Origin of the sequence: Gandjariella thermophila (assembly GCF_005405885.1) — a bacterium.
GTDB classification, from domain to species: Bacteria; Actinomycetota; Actinomycetes; order Mycobacteriales; family Pseudonocardiaceae; genus Gandjariella; species Gandjariella thermophila.
Genome location: NZ_BJFL01000019.1, coordinates 57,495 through 80,393, shown reverse-complemented (window position 1 = coordinate 80,393; position 22,899 = coordinate 57,495). Strand labels below are relative to the sequence as shown.

Below are 22,899 nucleotides of genomic sequence, written 5' to 3'. Positions count from 1 at the left end.
CTGAGGGGATCGGCGGCCGGCGGGTGACTCGCCTGCGGGGGAGGTGGCCGTCCGTCGGCGGAAAGGGCAGGCTTGGGGCATGGTGAACAGCACGAACGGCACGGCGCGAATCGGGGTCACCGGTCTCGCGACCATGGGCGGCAACCTCGCCCGCAACCTGGCCCGCCACGGCTACCGGGTGGCCGTGCACAACCGGTCCATGACCCGCACCCAGACCCTGCTGGACAAGCACGGCGACGAGGGGGACTTCGTGCCGGCCGAGTCCATGGCCGACCTGGTCGCGTCGCTGCAGCGGCCCCGGCAGGTGATCGTCATGGTGAAGGCCGGCCAGCCCACCGACGCCGTCATCGACGAGCTGGTGGAGCTGCTGGAACCGGGCGACATGGTGGTGGACGGCGGCAACGCGCACTTCGCGGACACCCGCCGGCGGGAGACCGTGCTGCGCGAGCGCGGGCTGCACTTCGTCGGCACCGGCATCTCCGGCGGCGAGGAGGGCGCGCTGAACGGGCCGAGCATCATGCCCGGCGGGTCCGCCGAGTCCTACCAGCACCTCGGCCCAGTGCTGGAGTCCATCGCGGCGCAGGTGGACGGCCAGCCGTGCTGCACCCACGTCGGCCCGGACGGGGCCGGCCACTTCGTGAAGATGGTGCACAACGGCATCGAGTACGCCGACATGCAGCTCATCGCCGAGTCCTACGACCTGCTGCGCCGCGCGGCCGGCCTGGAGCCGGCGGAGATCGCCGAGGTGTTCCGCACCTGGAACTCGGGCGACCTGGAGTCCTACCTGGTGGAGATCACCGCCGAGGTGCTGGGGCACGTCGACGCCGCCACCGGCCGGCCGTTCGTGGACGTGGTCGCCGACGAGGCCGAGCAGAAGGGCACCGGCCGGTGGACCGTGCAGGAGGCGCTGGAACTTGGCATCCCGGTCACCGGCATCGCCGAGGCGGTGTTCGCCCGCTCGCTGTCCGCCCGGGCCGGCCAGCGCGCCGCGGCCCGGGGCGCGCTCGGCGCCAGCAGCGGCACCGCGAAGGTCGGCGACCGGCAGGCGTTCGTGGAGGACGTCCGGCAGGCGCTGTACGCCTCCAAGGTGGTCGCCTACGCGCAGGGCTTCGACCAGATCCGGGCGGCCAGCGAGTTCTACGGCTGGGGCATCGACCTCGGTGCGATGGCCACCATCTGGCGGGGCGGCTGCATCATCCGGGCCCGGTTCCTGGACCGCATCCGCCAGGCCTACCACGGCAACGCCGACCTGCCCTCGCTGCTGGTGGACGACTACTTCGCCGGCGCGGTGTCGGACGGCGAGGCCGCGTGGCGGCGGGTGGTGGCCACCGCGGTCGAGTCCGGGGTGCCCGCGCCCGGGTTCTCCTCGGCGCTGGCCTACCACGACGCGCTGCGCGCCGAGCGGCTGCCCGCCGCGCTGGTGCAGGGGCTGCGCGACTTCTTCGGCGCGCACACCTACCGCCGGGTGGACCGGGACGGCGTGTTCCACACCCTCTGGTCGGAGGGCCGCACCGAGATTGGCACCTGACGCCGACTCCCCCGCATTCAGCGGGCTCGATGGGCGTTTCGGGTGTTCTCCGAGCGCCGTCGAGCCCGCTGAATGCGGAAAGGGGGGTCCTGCTGTCCGCCGCGGCACCCGGCTGGGCCTGGGACGACGAGCCGTGCTACTACGACGCGCAGGTCTCCGCCCTCACCATCGCCCCGGACACCGACTACGACGCCGGCTCGGTCATCGTCCGGGTCGCCCCCGGCGCCGCCGGGCGGCCGGCCACGGTCACCGTGGACCCGCCGAACGGCGTCATCCGGGTGGACAACCGGGCGGTCACCGGGCCGGCGGGTGGCGCGTCCACCGTGACCGTGGACCGCGACCACGGCACCAACGTCGTCCGGGTCACCGGGTCGATCCCGGCCGGTGCCGCGCCGGACACCGAGTACATCGCGGTGTGGCACCCGGCGGCGTTCGTGGCCGCGGTGTTCCGCGGGGCGCTCGCCGACCACGGCGTGCGGGTGCTCGGCGGCACCGCCTACCGCGCCACCCCGGCCGCTGCGCGCACCGTGGCCCGGCGCGACTCGATGCCGCTGTCCCAGCTTCTCGTGCCGTTCCTCAAGCTGAGCAACAACATGCACGCGGAGGCCCTGGTCAAGGCGGCCGGCCGGAAGGTGTCCGGGCAGGGCAGTTGGGACGCCGGCACCCAGGCGCTGGCCGACGCGCTCGCCGGCCTCGGGGTGAGGGCGTCCGGAGTGCGCATGGTCGACGGCTCCGGACTGTCCAGAATGGACCAGGTGGCCCCGGACGACGTCGCCGCGCTGCTCGTCGCGGCACGGGGGAAGCCGTGGTTCCCCGCCTGGTACGACGCGCTGCCCGTCGCCGGCGAACCGGACCGGCTGGTCGGCGGCATGCTGCGCAACCGCATGCGCGGCACCCCCGCCGAGGGCAACGTGCACGCCAAGACCGGCTCCTACACCGGGGTGTCCGCGCTGTCCGGCTACGTCACCGCCGCGAACGGGGAACGCCTGGTGTTCTCCCTGATGGAGAACAACGCGCTGGTGTCCGCCGCCGACCTGCGGCCGCTGGAGGACGCGGTCGCGGTGCGGCTGGCCAGCTACCGCGGAGCCGACGACCGGCCGCGGCCGCATGCCGTGCCCGCGCCGCGCGGGGCGGCGGCACCCTCGCGCGGCGCGGACCTGGAGTGCACCTGGGCCAGAACCTGCTAGCTCAGGCCGGAACCGGTTGCAGCGCGGCTCGCTGCGTGTCCACCAGGAACACCCGCGCGGCGGAGATGTCGAAGTACAGCCCGGCCAGTTCCAGCCGGCCGGCGTCCACCGCCTCCCGCACGGCTGGGTAGCTGCGCAGGTTGTCCACCTGCTGGCTGACGTTGACCAGGCACAGCCGCTCCTCGGCCGGCAGGTCCTCGGGACCGGCGGCGCCGGTGGCGTGGAAGCGCCGCACGCTCGGCTCGGCGTGGCGCAGCCAGGTGTGCAGGTGCGAGCCGGGCGGCGCGGACCCGGCCAGCACCGCGGCCATGGCGCCGCAGTGCGAGTGCCCGCACACCACGATCCGCCGCACACCCAGCACACCCACCGCGTACTCGATGGCGGCGCCGACCGAGGCGTCGTCCGCGGCGTCCGCGGCGGGTACCAGGTTGCCGATGTTGCGCACGCAGAACAGGTCGCCCGGCCCGCTGCTGGTGATCAGGTTGGGCACCACGCGGGAGTCGGCGCAGGTGATGAAGAGCTGCCCCGGGCGCTGCCCCCGGCTGGCCAGCTCGGACAGGAACGGCCGGACCAGCTCGGCGGACCGCCGCTCGAACTCCCGCATCCCGACCAGCATCGGGTCGACGCCGTCGCGCGCCGCCTGCCCCTCCGCCTCGTGATGCACCCGCTGCCAGTGCGACCACGGCGCGAACCAGCGCGGCAGCGGTCCGGGCAGCGTCCTGCGCGGCCCCAGCCGGCCACGGACGGCGCGGTCGTACCAGGTGTCGTGGACCTCGTCCACCTCGACGGTGCCGCCGAGCCGCTGGTAGCTGGTGCGCCAGTCGTCGATCGCCTCGAAGCCGGCGTGGTCCATCAGGTCCACATGCAACTCCAGCCGCACCCGCCGACCCTGGGGGATGCGGCGCAGCTCGCGGGCCAGCCGGCCGACACCGAGGAACACCAGCGAGCCGTGCACGACCACCCGCCACGCACCGTTGTCCTGCTCCTCGGTGCGCACCGCGAAGTGGGTGAGCCGGTACAGCGCGCCGACCGCGGCCACCGCGAGACCCACCAGCACGCCCTCGAGCAGGCCGAGCAGCACCACGCCCACCACGGTGGCCAGGTAGGCGACCAGCTCCCGGTGCCGCCACAGCGCCCTCACCTGCGCGATGCTGATCAGCTTCGCACCCATCACGACGAGCACGCCGGCCAGTGCCGCCATCGGGATCAGCTCCAGGGTGGACGCGAGCAGCAGCACGAACACCGCCACCCACACGCCGTGCAGCACAGCGGACGCGCGGGTGCGGGCGCCGGCCGCCACGTTGGTCGAGCTGCGGACGATCACGCCGGTCACCGGGAGGCCGCCGAGCAGGCCGGACACCGTGTTGGCCGCGCCCTGCGCGATGAGTTCGCGGTCCAGGTCGGCGCGCTGGCCGTCGTGCATCTTGTCCACCGCGACCGCGGAGAGCAGCGACTCCACACTGGCCACCACCGCGATGGTGACCACGGCGACGAGGATGCCGGCCAGCTCGCCGGAGGGCAGCCGTGGCAGCGTGATCCCGGCCAGCGGTGCGTCCGGGAGGTCCACGCGTTCCACGGGCAGCCGCAGCGTCGTGGCCAGCGCGGTCGCCGCCACCACGGCGACCAGCGGCGCCGGCACCACGGACATGCGCGGCAGCCTCGGCCAGACCAGCAGCAGCGCGATGGTGACCGCGCCGACCAGCGCCGAGGCCCCGTTGATGCCGGTCATCATCCGTCCGGGCAGGCCGCTGAGGTTGTCCAGCACCTCGCTGGCGGCCTTGCCGCCCAGCACCACGTGCAACTGGCCGGCCATGATGGTCACCCCGATACCGGCCAGCATGCCGCGCACCACGGCGGGGGACAGCGACATCGCCAGGCGGCCCAGCCTGGTCAGACCGAGCAGCAGTTGCACCACGCCGGCGGCGGCGACGATGGCCGCGGTCGCCGCCCAGCCGTACTCGCTGACCACCCCGGCGACCAGTGCGACCAGCCCCGCGGCCGGCCCGCTCACCGCCAGCGGAGTCCCGCCCAGCAGGCCGCATACCAGACCGCCGACGACCGCGGCGATCAGGCCGGCGATCAGCGGCGCACCGGACGCGGCGGCGATGCCCAGGGAGAGCGGAATGGCGATCAGGAAGACCACCAGCGAGGCGGGAACGTCGTGCCGCAACAGCGTGTGCAGCCCGGTCGAGGCGGGTGGTGGGTCGGCCGTGCGGGATTCGGCTGCGGGTGTGCGGCGGTCGGCCATGCCGATCTCCTCGGGTCGGTGTGGTCGGGACGAGCGTGGGCGCGGGCAGTGCGACCCGGCTCAACCGTGGACAACGGAACTGCCGGTCGGGGCGCGGCAATGGGACCCGGACGACGGCGATGTCCACTTCGCGAACTACGTCCATAACGTCGCATCTCCACTCATACCACAGATGACCTTCGCCCGGCGGGTGAACGGCCACCCGGACATGTGGTTTGTCCGCTGTGGACGGACCGTTCTGGTGCGGAGACACGGGAAGGCGGTGGGGCCGGCGCCGGTCGGGGACGGTTCCGGCCCCACCGCCGTGGGGCAACCGGATGACGCACGGAGCGGGCGCGTCGAGGAGGATGCGTCATCCGGGTGCGAGCCACCGGGGTGCCCCGGAGGCCCGTTCGGGAAGGGGTGGCTACCCCGTGGAGGTGGCGTTGCGCCGGGCGCGTTCCGCCGTGGCCAGGGTGAGGCAGAGGTGCGCGGCCAGGTAGGCGCGGCAGGGCGTGGGCGCACGGCGGCTCAGCCACCTGGTGCGGCAGGTCGGGCATCTGCCGTGGTCGTCCGGCCGATGCTCGCGCAGCAGCGCCTCTAACGCCGTGACGATGCGAGGAAGTTCGTCCCTGGCCAGGCCGGCGGCGGTACGGTCATCCGCGTACGAGGCCAGCCGCATGACGTCGGCCAGGTGATCGTGCAGGGAGCGGTCGAGTTGCTTGAACACCGGTGTGGGCATGGCGATCACCGTCCGTGCCCGTCAGGGCGGGAACGGTCCTGGCGTCTGTCGCCCCGATCCTTGCTGTCGGTCATCGCCTGCCCCCTTGTCGCCTCGTTCGGTGTTCCCCGGTGGACTGGACACTGTCTGACGGCTGATCAGCTTTCGCCTGGTCGAGGGGAATCTGCAAGTTGCAATACACGATTGGATGACAGCTCTTTGCGTGTCATCCGGCCAGTCACAGACTGTGCGCGTGACGGGAGGTAGGTAGTCGTGGCTCGGGGTAAAAGTCCCACGGTTCGGAGGAGGCGCCTGGTGAACGAGCTGCGACGCCTCCGGGAGAGTGCCGGGCTCACCATCGAGGAGGTGGCCGAGAAGCTGGAGTGCTCGGCGTCCAAGATCAGCCGGATCGAGACCGGCCGGGTCGGCGTCGGCCCCCGCGACGTCCGCGACATGCTCGCGCTGTACGGAGTGGACAGTGCCCAGGTGGACGAACTCGTCCAGCTGGCGAGGGAGGCCAGGCGCAAGGCCTGGTGGACGGCGTACGGCGACGTCGTGCCGGGTCCGTACGTCGGCCTGGAGGCCGAGGCCGAATCGGTGCGCACCTACCAGGGGCTGCTCATCCCCGGGCTGCTGCAGTCCGAGGGATACATCAGGGCCCTCATCCGCCAGGTGCGCTCGGACGTGTCCGAGGAGGAGATCAACCGCCGCGTCCAGGTGCGCGCGGCCAGGCAGGCGCTCCTCGTGGAGGACGACCCGCTCACCCTGTGGGCGGTGGTGGACGAGGCCGCGTTACGCCGTTTGGTGGGTGGCCGTGCGGTCATGCGCGAGCAACTGGACCGGTTGCGGGAGGCCGTCACGCTGCCCAACGTCACCCTTCAGGTGGCTCCGTTTTCCGCTGGTGGACACGCCGGGATGGATGGCCCGTTCGTGATCTTGGGCTTCCCCGAGCACCGCGATCCCGACGTGGTATACATCGAAAGCACCAGAAGTGGCGTCTATTTGGAGCACAGCGAGGACGTCCAGAGGTACGCAAGCATGTTCGAGCAACTGACGGCATCGGCGTTGCCCCCTGACCAGTCGGACGCGTTGATCGCTGCCATCGCTCGCGACATGTCCTGACGCGCGGGAGGTAGTGGCCGTGGAGTTCTTAGCCGCTCAGTGGCGGAAGAGCAGCCGAAGCACCAGCAGCGGGGCCGACTGTGTCGAGGTCTCTCACTGGGGCGGTGGTACAGCGGTGCGGGACTCCAAGCGGCCCAGCGGCGGCGCCCTGCTGTTCGGTCCCTCCCTGTGGGCGGCGTTCCTGACCGCCGCCAAGGGTGGAGTGTTCGATCTGGACACCGGTGCGGTCGACGTGCAGGGCTGAGCACTGGCCGATGAGTTGACTGATCTGTCTTGTCACGAACGCGGCGGCGACGGCCTGATGGCTGTCCCGCCGCGTCCGTACTTCCATGGCGTTCGTTCGCCCCGGCGCTTGTTCTCCGATGGCCGGGAGTCGTGGGCTTGACGACGGCGACGGTTGGACGCTACTCCGTGCACTGACCAGTTCGGCGGGCCGGTTCGTCGCCGCGCCGGGTCCACGTGTCACGGGTAAGGGATCCGCGCCGAAGCACTGCGTGATCGCCCGATGCCCGCCGTACCCCCTCACGACCAGCCTCAGTGTCGTACGAGAAGCACCGACGACGAGGTGATCGAGATGGACTGGACGCCGGAAGCCATCAAGGCGGAGGTGGACTACCGGCAGCGGAAGCTGCGCGAGCTGGCCGCCGCACGGCAGCTTGAGGACGCGCGGTCGGCCGCCTGGCACGGGCAGCCGCGGCTGCGCGTTTCCCGGCCCCAGCCCCGCTGGTGGCGGCGGTTGCGCACCTGGGCACATGCCCGCGGCGAAAGCCGCCGCTGATTGTCGGGGTGGTGTGCGAACATGCCGACCGTGGCGCGGCTCGGCTCGGGAATTCCGCTGGTGGCGCGCGGCCGGGAGATGCGCGGGCTGCGCGCCGCGCTGGACCGTGCCGCGGCCGGCTCGGCGGGAGCCGTGCTGCTCTCCGGTGACGCGGGCGTGGGCAAGTCCCGGCTGGTCAGCGAGCTGACCAGGGTGGCAGAGGAGCAGGGCGCCCTCGTGCTCACCGGGCGCTGCGTGGACGTGGGCGAGACGGGGCTGCCGTACCTGCCCTTCGCCGAGGCGTTCGGGCAGGTTCCACCCGAAGCCCTCGGCGCCGTCCGCGCCCGCCCCGCGCTCGGCCGGCTGCTGCCCGGGCTGGCCACGCCCGCGGCATCCGAGCGCAATCACGACTCCGGGGCCGGCATGGTCGCCCCCGAGGTCGGCGTCCGCACCGCGCAGGACATGGGCCAGCTTCAGCTCTTCGACGCGGCGCACGGCCTGCTCGGTGAGCTGGCCGAGCAGCGATGCGTGCTGCTCGTCGTGGAGGACGTGCACTGGGCCGAGGCGTCCACCCGGAACCTGCTCTCCTTCCTGCTCGCCCGGCTGCGCGCGCAGCGGCTGCTCGTGCTGGTCAGTTACCGCGCCGACGACCTGCACCGCACCCATCCGCTGCGCCTGCTGCTCGCCGAGCTGGTCCGGCTGCCCGCGGTGGAACGGCTGGAGCTCGCCCCGTTCGGCCCGGAGGATGCCCGCGCCTTCGTCTCCGCGCTGGCCGACGGCACACTGCCGGAGTCCGCGGTCGCGCAGATCGCGGAGCGCTCTGAGGGCAACGCCTTCTTCGCCGAGGAACTGGTCGCCGCGTACGCGGACTGCGCCGACGGGCTGCCCTGGGTGCTGGTCGACGTGCTGCTGGCCCGGGTGGAGCGGCTCAGCCCGGCCGCGCAGCGGGTGGTTCGGATGGCCTCGGTGTCCGGTCGCTGGGTGCGGCACGCCCGGCTGCGCGCGGTGGCCGCACTGGACGCCGACGACACCGGCCGTGAGCCCATGACCGACGCCGAACTCCACGACGCGCTGCGCGAAGCGGTGGCGCATCACGTGCTCGTGGTGGACGGCGACGAGGACCTGCTGGCGTTCCGGCACGCGCTGCTGCACGAGGCGGTGTACGGCGACCTGCTGCCCGGCGAGCGGGTGCGGCTGCACGCCGCCTACGCCCGGCAGCTGGCGACCGAGCAGGGCGTGCGCGGCGCGGCGGCGGCGCTGGCCCACCACAGCATGGAAAGTCACGCGTTGCCGCAGGCCCTGGCCGCCTCCGTGGCCGCCGCCCAGGAGGCGCGTGACCTCGGCGCCCCGGCCGCCGCGCTGCGGCACTTCGAGCAGGCGCTCAAGCTGTGGTGCGCGGTGCCGGAGGCGGCCCGCCCGCCCGGGGTGGACGAGGCCTCGCTGTACGGCAGGTCCTCCTACGTGGCTGGCACGGCCGGCGAGCCGGAGCGGGCGGTCGCCTACGCGCGGTCCGCGGTGGAGTTGGCCGACCGCACCGGCGTTCCCGAGCGGGCCGCCGAGGCCCGCCGCCGGCTGGCCCAGGCGCTGTTCGCGCTGGACGGCAAGGAGGCCGAAGCGGCGGAGTGCGTCGAACGCGCCTGGGAGTTGGTGCGGGACCGCCCGCCCAGCCACACCAGCGCCTGGGTGCTGGCGGTGCGGGCGAGGGTGCTGCGCGCCTCCGCGGGCATGGCGGAGGCGCGCGTGTGCGCCGAGCAGGCGGTGCGGCACGCGCGCGAGTCCGGCACGGTCAGCGCCGAGGCGGACGCGCTGATCACCATGGCGGTGCTGGACGACATGGCGGCCAGCCCGGACACCAGCGCCAAGCGGCTGACCGAGGCGGTGGAGCTGGCCCGCGGCGTCGACGCGCTGAACGTCGAGCTGCGCGCCCGGTACAACCTCGCGGTCAACCGCTACGAGCAAGGCCTGCTGGACGCGGCCGCACTGGTGGTGGACGAGGCGGTGGCCCGCGCCAGGGACGCCGGGCTGACCTGGAGCGCCTACGGGCTGGAGCTGCGCATCCTGCAGATCGTGGTGCGGGAGGCCCGGGGCGACTGGGACGGCGCGGCGGCCGCCGCCGAGCCACCCGGCCGGCGGGTGTCCAGCACGGTGTCCGCCCGGCTGGCCGCCGCCGGGGCGTCGCTGCTGGTGAACCGCGGCCGCTTCGGCGAGGCCGAGCGGCTGCTGGCGCAGCTGACCGCCGAGTGGCACCTGGACATGCAGATCGTGCGGCTCAGCGCCGCCGCGGGAGCCGAGCTGGCCTGCTGGCAGGGCCGCCCTCGGGAGGCGGCGGAGCTGCTGGACCGGGCGTTGCGCCGGATGCGTGAGATCGACCCGGACTGGCCGATCCCCGCCATCCGGCTGGCCGCGCTGGGCGTCGCGGCGCACGCCGACCTCGCCGATCAGGCCCGCCGGAACCGGGACGCCGAGGCCGAACGCGCCGCGGTCGCCGCGGCCGCCACGCTGGTCGACCGGCTCGGGGACCCGTCCGGGTCGCGGCCGCGCAGCGGCGAGCTGGGCCCGGAGGGGCGGGCCTGGCTGGCCAGGCTGGCCGCGGAACGCGGCCGGCTGGGCGGCGCGGGTGACCCGGCCGCGTGGCGGGCCGCCGCCGAGGCATTCGCCGGGTACGGCGAGGTGTACCGGGCCGCGGTGTGCCGGTGGCGGCTGGGCGCCGCGCTGATCGCCGCGCAGCGCCGGGACGAGGCGGCCGAGGAACTCAGCGCCGCACACGAGGCGGCGGAGTCCCTCGGTGCGCTCCCGCTGCGGGACGCGGTGACCCAACTCGCCCGCCGGGCCAGGATCGCGGTGGCCCCCGCCGCCGCCCCGCCGGCCGCCGGGCCCGACCCGCTGACCCCCAGGGAGCGCGCCGTACTCGATCTGGTCGCTCTCGGCCGCACCAACCGCCAGGTCGGCGAGGAGCTGTTCATCAGCGAGAAGACGGTGAGCGTGCACCTGTCCCGGGTGATGGCCAAGCTCGGCGCGAGCCGCCGCGCGGAGGCCGTCGCCATCGCCTACGATCGCGGACTCATCGCCCGCGTCCCCGACGGCTGATCTCAGTGCTTATTCCGGAACGCGCGCCGCGATCGTGTCGCCGGGGCTCGCGGCGACCGGGCACGCCCCGGTTTGTCCTGGTGGCTCGCCCCGCCCCACGATCGCAGGGGCTTCGCCCCGGCGCGTTCCCCCCGAAATCAGCATCGCCGGTCAGTCCGGCTCCGGAACAGCCTGTCAGGGTTCCCTGCGACCCGGGTGCCACCGGCGTCATCCCCCGGTCTGACGCGCTCCCGCTGGGCCGTGCGCGCCCAGGCGGAGGCGGCACGGAACCTCGAGCCGATGTCCGCTGATCCCCGCACTGCCTAGCGTCCCTGCCGAGATCGCAGCAAGGCCAAGACAGCGAGTAGGGGAGAGGACACATGTCCGTGGCGACACCACAGGCCGCTGTGCGTACCGCCGTCACCGCGCAGGACGTGGTGAAGGTGTATGGCAGGGGGGAGACGGCGGTGCGGGCGCTGGCCGGCATCAGCATCGGCTTCGCCGCCGGCGAGTTCACCGCCATCATGGGCCCGTCCGGGTCCGGGAAGTCGACGCTGATGCACTGCCTGGCCGGGCTGGACACGGTCGACGCCGGCACCATCCACATCGGACGAACCGAGATCACCAGGCTGGCCGACCGGGAGCTGACCAAGCTGCGCCGGGACCGGATCGGCTTCGTCTTCCAGGCGTTCAACCTGCTGCCCACGCTTACCGCCGAGCAGAACATCCTGCTCGGCCTGGAACTCGCCGGCCGCCGGCCGCACAAGGCGTGGTTCGACCAGATCATCGACGTGCTCGGACTGCGGGACCGGTTGCGGCACAAGCCCAGCGAACTGTCCGGCGGCCAGCAGCAGCGGGTGGCCTGCGCCCGCGCGCTCATCGCGCAGCCCGACGTGGTGTTCGCCGACGAGCCGACCGGCAACCTGGACTCCCGGTCCGGCGCCGAGGTGCTCGACTTCCTGCGCATGTCGGTCAAGCGGCTGGGCCAGACGGTGATCATGGTGACGCATGATCCGGTGGCCGCCGCGTACGCGGACCGCGTGGTGCTGCTTGCCGACGGCACGCTGGCCGGTGAGCTGCGCCAGCCCACGCGAGACTCGGTGCTCGCCGCGCTGAAGCACCTGGGGGCGTGAGGCGATGCTGCGCACCATCGTCGCGGGCCTGCGCGCCCGCACCGCGCGCCTGGTGCTGTCCTCGGTGGCCATCGCCCTGGGCGTCGCCCTGGTCACCGGCACCCTGGTGCTCGGCGACGCGATCAAGGCGAGCGTGGCCGACGAGTTCGCCAGGGACGCGCGCAACGTCGACGTCGCCGTCGACCCGAACACCAGCCACTCCGCCACCGAACGGGCCGGGCTCACACCGGCCATGCTGGACACCGTCCGCAGGGTGCCGGGGGTCGCCGCCGCGGACGGCCGGCAGAGCGTGGCGGTCCCGCTGGTGCACGCGGGCGGCCGGGCGAAGCCGGCGCTCGGCGTGGCGGTGGCCAGCGACCCCCGGTTACGCCCGTACGACCTGGTGTCCGGCCGTGACCCGGAGCGGCCGGACGAGGTGACCGTCGACCAGCGGACCGCGGCCGCCGACCACATCCCGCTCGGCGGCCAGCTCACCTTGCTGGACAGGCGGAACACGCCGCACCGGTTCACCGTGGTCGGCACCTACCAGCAGGGCACCAGCCGCAGCGAGGCGTTCCTCGCCGACCAGGTGGTGCTGCTGCCGAGCGTGCTGCCCACCCTGGGCGAGGGCCACGGCTACGAGCAGATTGTCGCGGTCGCCGCGCCCGGCGTCGACCAGGCACAGCTCGCCGCGCGGGTGAGAAGCGCCCTCGGCGCGGCCGGCGTCACCGTGCGTACCGGCGCCGAACTCACCCAGCAGCGGCTGCGCTCGGTGGCCGAGTCGGCCGGCAGCTTCAGCACGTTCCTGCTGGTGTTCGCGCTGGTCGCGCTGGTCGTCGCGGCCATGGTCATCTACAACACGTTCACCATCCTGCTCGCCCAGCGCACCAGGGAGATCGCCCTGATGCGCTGTGTCGGGGCGAGCCGGCCGCAGGTGTTCCGCAGTGTGCTCGCCGAGGCGATCGCCATGGGGCTGGCCGCGTCCGGGCTCGGCCTGCTCGGCGGGCTCGGGCTGTCCGCGGCGCTGCAGCGGGCGGTCGGCGCGCTGGGCGGCACGGCCACCACGGTGCGGCTCCCGCTCAGCGGCAGCACGGTGATCGTCGGGTTCGCGGTGGGCGTGCTGGTCACCGTGCTGTCCGCGGTGGTCCCGGCGCTGCGGGCGACCCGCGTGCCGCCGGTGACGGCGCTGCGGGCGCTGCCGGAGGGGCACGACGAGGTGATGCGCACCAGCAGGAAGCGGATCGCCTTCGTGCTGCTGCTCGCGCTGGCCGGCTCCGGGCTGGCCGCGCTCGGTCTGGTGGCCGGCCGGGACACCGGCATGCTGCTCACCGGCGCCGGCACCGTGGCGTTGCTCGGCGCGGTGGTCGCCGCGGGCCCGCTGATCGTGGGGCCGATCAACCGGCTGCTCGGCGTGATCCCCGGGGCGCTGTTCGGCGTGCCGGCCCGGCTCGCCTCGGCCAACGCCACCCGCAACCCGCGGCGCACCGCAGCCACCACGGCCGCGCTGATGATCGGCGTGACCATCGTGACCATGATCACCGTGGTGGCGAACAGCGGGAAGCAGACCGTGAACGCCGAGATCGACAAGCAGTTCCCCGCCGACTTCACGGTCACCTCGGCCATCTCCGACCGCGCGCTGCCCGCCTCGCTGGTGGACGACCTGCGCCGGACCGGTGAGCTGCGCCTGGTCGCCCCGGAGTACCGCGGCTACGCCACCCTCGACCGTCCCGGCACCGCCGGCGCCACCCCCGGCGACACGTTCAGCATCTCCGGCGTCGGCACAGACTCGCTGGGCGAGCTGCTGCGGCCGACGGTGGTGGCCGGCCGGCTCGACCGGCTCGGCGGTGACGAGATCGCGCTGCGGGACACCGCGGCGCGGGAGGCCGGCCTGCACGTCGGTGACCGGGTCTCGGTGCGCGTGGCGGACCTCGCCGAGGACGAGCGGGTCGATCCGGGCCGGGGGCCGGCCACCACGCTGCGGGTGGTGGCGATCTACCACGGCAGCGGCCCGCTCGCCAGCGCCCTGGTCGACGCCGCCGCATACACCCGGATGCAGCCGAACGTCGCCGGGTTCGACCGCATCCTGGTCAGGTTGCGCGACGGGGTGAGCGCGGCCAACGGGCGGGACGCGGTGGAGCGGGCGACGCGTGCCGTGCCGATCGCCGAGATCGACAGCGCCGCGCAGACCAAGGAGGAGCTCAACAGCGAGGTCAACAAGGTGCTCGCGCTGGTGTGGGCGCTGATCGGGCTGGCCGTGGTGATCGCGCTGTTCGGCATCGCGAACACGCTGACCCTCTCGGTGATCGAGCGCACCCGGGAGTCCGCCCTGCTCCGGGCGCTCGGCCTGACCCGAGGCCAGCTCCGGCTGATGCTGCTGGTCGAGTCGGTGCTGCTCGGCGTGGCGGGCGCCGGTCTGGGCATGCTGCTGGGTAGCGGGTTCGCCTGGCTGCTCGACCGGTCGCTGTCCACCAAGGACGAGGTGATCACCTTCGCGGTGCCGTTCGACCAGGTCGGCGTGATGCTGCTGACCGCGGTGGTGGCCGCGGTGCTCGCCGCCGTGCTTCCCGCCCGGCGCGCGGCCCGCACCTCGGTGGTGGCCGCCATGGTCGACGCCTGAGCCGTCAGGCGGACGCGCGGCGGACGAGTTCGACGGGGAGGACCTCCCGCTTGGGGCGGGGGTCCTCCCCGCACAGCAACCGGTGCAGCCGCTGGACCATCCGCCGGACCTGGGACACCGCGTCCTGCCGAACGGTGGTGAGCGGAGGGTCGGTGTGCGGAGCGATCATCGGGTGGTCGTCGAAGCCCACCACGGCCACGTCCTCCGGCACCCGCCGGCCGGCATCCCGGAGCGCCTGCAACGCGCCCGCCGCCATCAGGTCGCTGGCCACGAACACCGCATCCAGGTCCGGCACCCGGTCGAGCAACTCCGCCATGGCCCGCCGGCCGCCGTCCCGGGTGAAGCCGCCGCAGGCGGACCACCGCGCCGCGGTGGCGTCGTCCAGCCCGGCGGCGGTGCGCCAGCCGGTCATCCGGTGCACCGCGGACAGCTCGTCCTCCGGCCCGGCGACCGTCACGATCCGCCGCCGGCCCAGCCCGACCAGGTGCTCGGTGGCCAGCACGGCGCCGCCCTCGTTGTCGTTGTCCACCGAGTGGATGCCGCGCAGCGAGCCCCACGGCCGGCCGCCGAACACCATCGGCAGCGGCAGCTCACGGGCCAGCGCGGGCAGCGGGTCCTCCCGGTGCGGGGTGAACATCAGCGCGCCGTCCACGTGCCCGCCGGAGAGGAACCGCCGCACCCGCCGCTGCTCTTCCGGCGAGTGCACCAGCAGCAGCACCATCTGGTTGTCCGCCGCGGACAGCTCGGTGGCCGCGGTGGAGATCACCCTGGCGAAGTGCGGATCATCGAAGATCTTCGCCTCGGGTTCGGAGAACACCACGGCGATGGCGCCGGTGCGGCGGGTCACCAGGGTGCGGGCGGCCTGGTTCGGCTGGTAGCCGAGCGCGGCCATGGCCGCTGTGACCGCGTCCTTCGCCTCCGGGCTGACCCGGGGCGAGGCGTTGAGCACCCGGGACGCCGTCGCCCGGGACACGCCGGCCCGGGCCGCCACGTCCTCCAGCGTCGGACGGGCGTCCGGCTGCCGTGGGGGGACGTGCACGGGCACCACTCCTCGGCGTTGACACCTCTCGCCGCGGGGGCGGCGGCTCACCGGAAACGATATTCGAGCCGTGCCCGGTGCGGGGCGGTGTCGCCGGGTTCACCGCTGGTCGGCCTGGCCCTCCGCGGCGGGCGAGCCCAGCTCGACGGCGACGTCGGGCATGTGGTGCAGCCGGATCCCGACACGGAGCAGGCCCTGCTCGCGCCGGACGGTGGTGGCCAGCCCGGCACGTCTGGCCGTGCGGTGCATCGCGGTCTCCCCGGGCATCGTCCAGGCGACCAGCTCGGCGCAGCCGGAGGACCGGGCCGCTGCGGCGAGCTGGGCGAGCAGCGCGGTGCCGATTCCCCGGCGCTGCCAGGCGTCCTCCACCAGCAGGGACACCTCGGCCACCTCGGGCGCGCCGGCGCGCAGCAACTGACCCATGGCGACCACGTCCGGGCCGTAGGTGCCCACCACGGTGTTCCCGCGCGGCGGGCTGAGCAGCCGGTGCAGCCAACGCCGGGGCATGTTCCGGGTGCCCGCGTGGTACCGGCTGAACAGCGTGTGCATCGAGCAGCGGCCGTGCATCGCCGCCACGCCGAGCGTGTCGTTCGGGCCGCCGAGACGCAGCACCACCCCGGCGCCGTCGCTGGTGAGCACGGCGACCGGATCGCCGAGCGAGGTGCGCGCGGCGGCCAGCAACTCGGTCAGCGCCGCCGCCCTGGCCAGCTCGACCTCGGTGAACGGGGTCCACCCCCGGCGGGCCAGCAGGTCCGGCCCGCGCGGGTTGCTGACCACCAGCCGGTGGCCGCCCGACGTTCGGCCGCCGGCGTCCCCGTCGTGCAGCACCTCGACGGCGTCCGCGGCGAGCACCGTGCGTACCGCCTCGGCCACGCCGGTGGCCTGCACCGGTCCATCCGCCAGTGCGGCGGCCGCCGCGCGCAGGGCCGCGGTGGGCGTGTCGACCAGTTCCCGCACGTCGGCGGGTGCCACGGCGGGGTTCCGGCCGCCCTCCGCGCGGACCAGTTCAACCAGGTCGGCGGGCAGCACGCCGGGAGAGATCCGGACGACCAACTCGTCGACGACGCCGCCGGGCACCGGCAGCACGGCCAGCGCGAGGACGTTGCAGTCGCGGTCGGCCAGGCGGGTGGTGACCCGGGCCAGCGCGCCGGGATGGTCGTCCAACTCCATGCGCAGCCGCCAGGTCAGGGGCGTTGCGGTGGTTCGTCTCGCGATGTCCACGGATCCGAGCCTGGCCGGCGGTTGTTACCGACCCGAGACATCAGGATTTCCGTGTCATCAGGATTCGACCGGGATCAGCTCTGCTGGCTGCCCCGGTCCCTGGTCGGCTGCGGGCGGTCGCAGTTTCCCGGCGGGAACGGGTACAGCGAGCCGCAGGCGGTCGTGCTGCTCGTGGTGGGCACCGGAGCCGGCCGCGGGGACGTGGCGGAAGGCTGGCCTCCCGACGATGTGAGATCGGCCACCTGCCGCTGCGTGGTGGTGCTCGGCGAGCGCGGCCGGGACCCCGCCGACGATGCCGCCGGGCCGTCGGAACCGCCGGTGACCGTGACGATCACCGTGGAAACCTCGGTCTGTACGGTCGTCGCCGGGCCGGCAGGGCGGGAGGCGTTCCGCTCGTTGACGGTCACCTCGTGGATGTAAGCGCCGAGTAGGACACCGACAAAGGCGGAAGCGACCACCGCGGTACTGGAGATCGCCCACATGGTGCGCACGCTAGCCTCCGGTCGGAACCTTCCAACCCGTGTGCGCAGCGTACGGCACCCGGCTCCGCGCCGGGGCGAGAACCGGGCAACGTCCTGCTCAGCTCTTGGGGCGCAGCCCGGCGGGGCTTCCCGCGTTCCGCGGCCGGCCGGCCGCGTCGACCTCGTTGGCCAGCGCGAACAGTTGGTGACCCAGCTCGCGTGCCTGCTCCGGTGTGAGCACGGCGGCCTCGGGCGGCGGGGTGAGCAGCACCACGTGGTTGTTGGTCGTGTACAGCGTCACCTGCTTCGCCCGGTTCATCCCGTCCGTGCAGGAGACATAGCGGCTGGGACGTGCTCCGGTCTCCTCGCTGGGGCTCGTCATGGCGTCTCCTAACTTCGGCCGCGTTGGGACTGGTGGCCGGAGGCAGAGCGCGGCCGGACCCGGACGGTTCGTCAGGGCAGGGTACAGACCCGACCCGTCTCCAGATTATGTGGGTAAGAGTTGAGCCTCAACTTTCGGGTGGCTGACGGGTTACCTGTCGAACGGTGCGCCCACGCGGTCGTCGGCGAAGTAGAGTTGATCAAAAGATGATCGCGAGGAGGCGTGCCATGTCCGTGGCGGGTCCAACGGCGCGACGCAGGCGGCTCGGGGCGACCCTGGTGGAGATGCGGGACGCGGCGAACAAGACCCAGCGCGACGCCGCTGACCTACTCGGCTGCTCGGTCGGGAAGATCGTCAACATCGAGAAGGGCCGATCCGGCGTCAAGAAGGCCGAGCTGGAGAAGCTGCTGGAGTTCTACGGCACGGACCCGGAGCAGCAGCAGGTCCTGGAGGAGCTGCGCAAGGCCGGCGCCAGGCGCGGCTGGTGGTCCACCTACGGGCTGCCGGACTGGGTGAAGCCCTTCGTCGGCTTCGAGAACGACGCCTCCTCGGTGCGCAACTTCGAACTCGGCATCATCCCCGGGCTGCTACAGACCGAGCCGTACGCCCGGGCCGTGCACCTCACCGCCCGGCACCTGGCCCCGCCGGGCACGGTGGACAAGCGGGTGGCCGCCCGGATGGAACGGCAGCGCCGGCTGACCGCGACCCCGCCGCTGGAGCTGTGGGCGGTGGTGGACGAGGCGGCGCTGCACCGGATGGTCGGCGGCCCCGAGGTGATGACCGAGCAACTCGAGCACCTGCTGCGGATGGGGCAGTTGCCCAACGTCAAGATCCAGGTGTTACCGGCCGACGTCGGGGCGCACGGCAGCATGTCCGGGCCGATCTGCGTGTTCTCCTTCGCCGACGCCGCCGAGCCCGACATCGGGTGGTTGGAGCACCCGCTCGGCGGGAACATTGTCGACGACCCCAAGGACGTGGCAACCATGGCCACCCTGTTCGACGACCTTCGGGAAGCCGCCCTCGGCGTCCGCGAGTCGGCCAGGTTCATCGCAGCGATGGTCAACGAACGGGGAGGAGGGGGCGAACATGCTTGACCTGTCGGGCGCGCGGTGGCGGACCAGCAGCCGCAGCCAGGCTACCGGCAACTGCGTCGAGGTCGCCTTCGTCGGTGCCAGGGCCGCCGTGCGGGACAGCAAGAACCTGGACGGGCCGGCCGTGGTGGTCGCCCGGCCCGCCTTCGCCGCCTTACTCGACCGGGCCAAGGCCGGCGCGCTCACCCCCGCCGTGGTGCCGGGTGCTCGGCCGCCGCGCCAGCTCGCCGGCGGGTCAGCGGAGCGCGGTGAGGACGCGTGGTCCGTCGTCCGTGACGGCAACCGTGTGCTCGACGTGGGCGGCGCGGCTGCCGTCGTGGGTGAGCACCGCCCAGCCGTCGGGGGCCATCCGGACGGCGTCCCGGCCACCGGCCAGGAACATCGGCTCGATGGCGATCACCATGCCGGGGCGCAGCGCTAGGCCCCGGCCGGGGCGGCCGTCGTTGGGCACCTGCGGGGCCTCGTGCATCGCGCGGCCCACGCCGTGCCCACCGAGTTCCGCGGGAATGCCGTAACCGGCGCGGCGACCGATCCGGCCGACGGCGTGCGCGATGTCGCCGATCCGGGCGCCCGGGCGGGCCGCCGCGATGCCGGCGTCCAGCGCCCTGGCGGTGGTCTCGATCAGCGTCAGGTCGTCGGGGCGGGCCTCGCCCACCACGAAGCTGATCGCGGAGTCGCCGTGCCAGCCGGCGACGTGCGCGCCGCAGTCGATGCTGACCAGGTCGCCGTCGCGCAGCCGGTAGCCGTCCGGGATGCCGTGCACCACCACGTCGTTGACCGAGGTGCAGATCACGCCGGGATACGGGCTCGGCGCCCAGGTCGGCCGGTAGTGCAGGAACGAGGGCTTCGCGCCGTGCTCGTCGATCACCGTGGCGGCCAGGTCGTCCAGCTCGGCCAGGGACACGCCGACCGTGGCGTGGCGGCGCACCGCGTCCAGCGCGGTGGCGACCACTCTGCCGGCCTCCCGCATCGCGTCCAGCTCGGCGTCACTCTTCAACTCGATCAATGGTGCTCCCGTTGGTCTACAGCAGCCGGAGCTGCTGGGTGCGCGACCGGGATCGGCTGGCGCCCGGGCGGTTCAGCCGCTCGATGAGGTCGTCGCCCAGCGCGGACAGGAACGACGAGGGCCGTACCTCGCTGGTCTGCCCGGCGCGGGTGCGGCGCAGCGGGTGGCTGAGGTAGAGGTGCGACCGCGCCCGGCTGATGCCGACGAAGAACAGCCGGCGCTCCTCCGCCTCCTCGGCCGCCAAATCGTCCACTGTGGACCGCAAGTGGGCGCCCGGCCAGCGCAGCGGCAGCAGCCCCTCCGCGCAGCCGACGAGGAACACCACCGGAAACTCCAGGCCCTTGGCGGCGTGCAGGGTGAGCAGCGAGATCCGGTCGGCCCTCGGGTCCCAGGTGTCCACCTCGGCGCCCAGGGTCAGCTCGCCGTGGAAGCCGCGCGGGTCGTCCGCGTGCGCCGTGGCCAGCGGGGTGAGCAGGTCGACGGCCTCCCGGATGGCGCCCAGTTGCTCCGCGTACACCCGGTTGTCCGAGCTGGCGAACAGGTCGCCGTCGAGTTCGTCGATGGCCCGCTGCGCGGCCCGGCGTACCGCCAGCGGCAGCGGCTCGTCGGCGGCCGACCCGGTCAGGTGCCGCAGCACGGTCTGCACCCCGGCGTGGTCGGCGATCCGGTTGTGCGAGCGCTTCTGGAACGGCAGGCCCTCGCGGGACAGCGCCTCGGCGATCGGCCGGGCCTGGGCGTCGGTGCGGTAGAGGACGGCGATGTCGTCGAAGGACAGCCCGTGCTCGAAGCCGTCCGAGGTGACCCGGCCCGAGTCGCGGGAGTGGAACGACGAGCCGCCGAGCAGTTCCTCGATGGTGTCCACCACGAACCGCGCCTCGGCGTCCTGGTCGGCCGCCGCGTGCAGGCCGACCCGCTCGGCGGCCGGAAGCGCCCGCATCGCATGCAGTTCCCGGTCCGGCACCAGCGTGCTCGGCGCGACCGCGGCCACCGCGGCTGCCACGATCACCTTGCTCGACCGGTAGTTCCGGGTGAGCTGGACCTCGCGCGCGGTCGGGAAGTCCCGCCGAAAGCGCAGGAAGAAGCCGACGTCCGCGCCGCGGAACCGGTAGATGGCCTGATCCGGGTCGCCGATCGCGCACAGGTGGCCGCCGGCCGGGGTGAGCAGCCGCAGCAGCCGGTACTGCAGCTCGTCGACGTCCTGGTACTCGTCCACGCAGATCCGGCGGAACCGGTCGCGGTAGTGCTCCCGGAGGTCGGCGTGCTCGGCGAGCAGGGTCACCGGCAGCGCGACCAGGTCGTCGAAGTCGACCAGGTTCCGGCCGTGCAGCGTCTTCGTGTAGCGCTCCAGCAGGTCGACCATCTCCGGGGTGAAGCCGTCCTCGGCCGCTGACTCCCCGGCGGCCGCCGCGGCGAACCGGGCCGCCCGGATCCGCTTGGCCTGGGATACCGTCTCCAGGCAGCGGCGCGCCTCCCGCTCGTCGCTGACCAGGTCGCGCAGCACGGCCAGCCGCTGCGCGTCGTCGGCGACCGCGAAGGTCCTGCCCAGCCCGGCCCGGTCGGGCCGCTCCCGGAGGATGTTCAGACCCAGCCCGTGGAAGGTCTGCACGGTTATCCGCGGCGCCTGCTCGGGCACCAGCCCGGCCAGCCGCTCCCGCAGCTCCTCGCAGGCGCGGCGGGTGAAGGTGATGGCCAGGCAGTGCTCCGGGTCGACACCGTGCTCGGCGACCAGGTGGGCCAGCCGGTGGGTGAGCGTGCGGGTCTTGCCGGTGCCCGGGCCGGCGACGATCAGCAGCGGGCCGTCCACCGTGGCGGCGGCCGCCCGCTGGTCCGGGTCCAGCCCGTCCAGCAGCGACCCGGTCGGCTCCTGGGGGGCAACCGGCGGGTGCTCGACCACCGAATCGGCCGGCTCGGGACGCTTCGGCGCCGGCCTCGGCCTCGGCTCGGCCGCGTCGAACGGCGGCCGAGCCGGCGCCGCGAACAGCGCCTGTTCCGGCGCCTCGAACAGGCCGACCACCCGCTCGTTCAGCTCGTCGATCTCGCCGGGGGAGAACACCGAGATGGTGCCGTACTCGCCGTCATAGCCGGCCTCGCGGTGCACCTTGCCGGCGCGCAGCCGCTCCACCGCCTCGCTCAGCAGCGGCGAGCGCGCCTCCCGGACCCGGTCCATCGGCAGGTCCAGCAGGATCGCCAGTTCCGGGCCGAGCCGGCCGACCAGGTCGGATACCGCCTGCTGCACGGCCTTGCTCTTCGGGCCGACCCGCAGGATCTCGCCCATGATCTCCGGCAGTGGGATCAGGCTGAGGAACTCGCCCGCGGTGTCCGGGCGCTCGCCGGGCGCCCGGTCGGCGAGGTCGTCCACCCGGTGCAGCACGCCGACGGTGAGCGGCTTGCCGCACTCCGGGCAGTCGCCGTGGTGGGCCTTGGTCTCCGCCGGCTCCAGCCGCACCCCGCACTTGCGGTGCCCGTCCAGGTGGTATTTGCCCTCCTCGGGGAACATGTCCACGGTGCCGACGTAGCCCTCGCCGGTCTGTAACGCCCGGCGCAGCGCGAAGTAGTCCAGCTCGGTGTCGTAGACGGTGGCGTTGCGGGCCAGCATCGGCGGCGAGTGCGCGTCCGAGTTGCTGACCAGCCGGAACCGGTCCAGCCGGGACACCCGCCAGTTCATCTCCGGATCCGAGGACAGCCCCGTCTCCAGCGCGAAGACGTGGTCGGCGAGGTCGGCGTAGCAGTCTTCCACGGCGTCGAAGCCGGACTTGGAGCCGAGGACCGCGAACCACGGGGTCCAGGCGTGCGCGGGCACCAGGTAGGCGCCGTCCCCGGACTCCAGCGTGATCTCCAGCAGGTCCCGGGAGTCCAGCCCGAGGATCGGCCGGCCGTCGGATTTCAGGTTCCCGATCCGGGCCAGCCGGCGGGTGAACTCCTCGGCGGCGTCGAAGTCCGGCACGTAGCAGAGGTGGTGCACCTTGCGGGTCTTCCCGTCCCGCTTGTAGATCGTGGAGATCTCCACCTGCAGCAGGAAGCGGACCTCGCCGTGGCAGCTCGGCGGCAGGGTACGCAGCACCTCACGGTCGAGGTCGTCGCGCAGCTTGAACAGCCCGGCCTCGGCCGGCACCAGGGCGGAACGCAGGTGTTCCGCCCATGCCGGGTGGGTGAAGTCCCCGGTGCCCAACACGGTGATCCCCTTGCGGCGCGCCCACCAGGCCAGATGCTCCAGGTCGCAGTCTCGGCTACAGGCCCTGCTGTACTTCGAGTGCACGTGAAGATCCGCGTAGTAGCGCACGAACGCGAATCCTCCCATGTCTGGCCGCCGATCCCGGCGCGTACACGCCCGGCGGCCGGCCGACCGGAACCGGGCAAGCCGG

17 protein-coding genes and 1 pseudogene are annotated in these 22,899 nt (G+C 73.5%); 11 read left to right on the top strand and 7 right to left on the bottom strand.

Going from position 1 to position 22,899, the window contains the following annotated elements:
- Positions 1 to 79 precede the first annotated feature (79 nt).
- Both gnd and dacB read left to right on the top strand, forming a co-directional pair.
- Complete coding sequence (gene gnd, locus FFT21_RS17790) at positions 80 to 1,528, top strand: NADP-dependent phosphogluconate dehydrogenase (RefSeq protein ID WP_137815013.1); 1,449 nt, start codon at positions 80 to 82, stop codon at positions 1,526 to 1,528.
- Between the two features lie 29 nt (positions 1,529 to 1,557).
- Entirely contained in the window at positions 1,558 to 2,715 is a 1,158-nt protein-coding gene (gene dacB / locus FFT21_RS17785; protein ID WP_137815012.1) for a D-alanyl-D-alanine carboxypeptidase/D-alanyl-D-alanine endopeptidase, read from the top strand.
- 1 nt (position 2,716) lies between these two features.
- Here the strand turns inward: dacB and FFT21_RS17780 are convergent, their stop codons facing one another.
- The gene (locus FFT21_RS17780) at positions 2,717 to 4,963 is read right to left on the bottom strand and encodes a SulP family inorganic anion transporter (protein WP_137815011.1); all 2,247 of its coding nucleotides are present in this window, start codon (positions 4,961 to 4,963) and stop codon (positions 2,717 to 2,719) included.
- 406 nt (positions 4,964 to 5,369) lie between these two features.
- Positions 5,370 to 5,684 carry a hypothetical protein gene (locus FFT21_RS17775; RefSeq protein WP_137815010.1) on the bottom strand — a complete coding sequence of 105 codons (315 nt, stop codon included), beginning with the start codon at positions 5,682 to 5,684 and terminating at the stop codon, positions 5,370 to 5,372.
- Between the two features lie 252 nt (positions 5,685 to 5,936).
- Between FFT21_RS17775 and FFT21_RS17770 the strand changes: the two genes are divergently transcribed.
- From FFT21_RS17770 to FFT21_RS17745, 6 genes are all read left to right on the top strand, one after another.
- Positions 5,937 to 6,785, top strand: coding sequence for a helix-turn-helix domain-containing protein (locus FFT21_RS17770; RefSeq protein ID WP_137815009.1), 849 nt, complete (start codon positions 5,937 to 5,939; stop codon positions 6,783 to 6,785).
- A gap of 13 nt (positions 6,786 to 6,798) precedes the next feature.
- Positions 6,799 to 7,029 (top strand): DUF397 domain-containing protein, encoded by a 231-nt coding sequence (locus FFT21_RS17765; RefSeq protein WP_225978511.1) that lies wholly within the window; start codon positions 6,799 to 6,801, stop codon positions 7,027 to 7,029.
- Between the two features lie 330 nt (positions 7,030 to 7,359).
- Entirely contained in the window at positions 7,360 to 7,563 is a 204-nt protein-coding gene (locus FFT21_RS17760; RefSeq protein ID WP_192909604.1) for a hypothetical protein, read from the top strand.
- Positions 7,564 to 7,584: 21 nt separating this feature from the next.
- Entirely contained in the window at positions 7,585 to 10,629 is a 3,045-nt protein-coding gene (locus FFT21_RS17755) for a helix-turn-helix transcriptional regulator (protein ID WP_137815006.1), read from the top strand.
- A 359-nt stretch (positions 10,630 to 10,988) separates the two neighbouring features.
- Positions 10,989 to 11,741 (top strand): ABC transporter ATP-binding protein, encoded by a 753-nt coding sequence (locus FFT21_RS17750; RefSeq protein WP_137815005.1) that lies wholly within the window; start codon positions 10,989 to 10,991, stop codon positions 11,739 to 11,741.
- Between the two features lie 4 nt (positions 11,742 to 11,745).
- Positions 11,746 to 14,337: an ABC transporter permease gene (locus FFT21_RS17745; RefSeq protein ID WP_137815004.1), complete on the top strand. Its 2,592-nt coding sequence runs from the start codon at positions 11,746 to 11,748 to the stop codon at positions 14,335 to 14,337.
- A 4-nt stretch (positions 14,338 to 14,341) separates the two neighbouring features.
- On the opposite strand, the gene FFT21_RS17740 is transcribed toward FFT21_RS17745, so the two are convergent.
- Positions 14,342 to 15,376 (bottom strand): LacI family DNA-binding transcriptional regulator, encoded by a 1,035-nt coding sequence (locus FFT21_RS17740; protein ID WP_137815003.1) that lies wholly within the window; start codon positions 15,374 to 15,376, stop codon positions 14,342 to 14,344.
- Positions 15,377 to 15,475: 99 nt separating this feature from the next.
- Positions 15,476 to 16,597, bottom strand: a complete 1,122-nt coding sequence (locus FFT21_RS17735) for a GNAT family N-acetyltransferase (protein WP_225978510.1) — start codon at positions 16,595 to 16,597, stop codon at positions 15,476 to 15,478.
- 51 nt (positions 16,598 to 16,648) lie between these two features.
- Here FFT21_RS17735 and FFT21_RS17730 point away from each other — a divergent pair, with 51 nt between their 5' ends.
- Positions 16,649 to 17,017 carry a hypothetical protein gene (locus FFT21_RS17730; RefSeq protein ID WP_137815002.1) on the top strand — a complete coding sequence of 123 codons (369 nt, stop codon included), beginning with the start codon at positions 16,649 to 16,651 and terminating at the stop codon, positions 17,015 to 17,017.
- A 159-nt stretch (positions 17,018 to 17,176) separates the two neighbouring features.
- On the opposite strand, the gene FFT21_RS17725 is transcribed toward FFT21_RS17730, so the two are convergent.
- Entirely contained in the window at positions 17,177 to 17,440 is a 264-nt protein-coding gene (locus FFT21_RS17725) for a hypothetical protein (protein ID WP_137815001.1), read from the bottom strand.
- A gap of 227 nt (positions 17,441 to 17,667) precedes the next feature.
- Here FFT21_RS17725 and FFT21_RS17720 point away from each other — a divergent pair, with 227 nt between their 5' ends.
- Together FFT21_RS17720 and FFT21_RS17715 are read left to right on the top strand one after the other, a co-directional pair.
- Positions 17,668 to 18,534, top strand: coding sequence for a helix-turn-helix domain-containing protein (locus FFT21_RS17720; RefSeq protein ID WP_192909603.1), 867 nt, complete (start codon positions 17,668 to 17,670; stop codon positions 18,532 to 18,534).
- Positions 18,527 to 18,691: pseudogene (locus FFT21_RS17715) on the top strand (DUF397 domain-containing protein); the annotation flags it as partial. The gene FFT21_RS17720 and the pseudogene FFT21_RS17715, both read left to right, overlap by 8 nt.
- Positions 18,692 to 18,766: 75 nt before the next feature.
- Here FFT21_RS17715 and map read toward each other — a convergent pair.
- Together map and FFT21_RS17705 are read right to left on the bottom strand one after the other, a co-directional pair.
- Positions 18,767 to 19,537: a type I methionyl aminopeptidase gene (gene map, locus FFT21_RS17710; protein WP_137814999.1), complete on the bottom strand. Its 771-nt coding sequence runs from the start codon at positions 19,535 to 19,537 to the stop codon at positions 18,767 to 18,769.
- Between the two features lie 16 nt (positions 19,538 to 19,553).
- Positions 19,554 to 22,817 carry a UvrD-helicase domain-containing protein gene (locus FFT21_RS17705; RefSeq protein WP_137814998.1) on the bottom strand — a complete coding sequence of 1,088 codons (3,264 nt, stop codon included), beginning with the start codon at positions 22,815 to 22,817 and terminating at the stop codon, positions 19,554 to 19,556.
- Positions 22,818 to 22,899 lie beyond the last annotated feature (82 nt).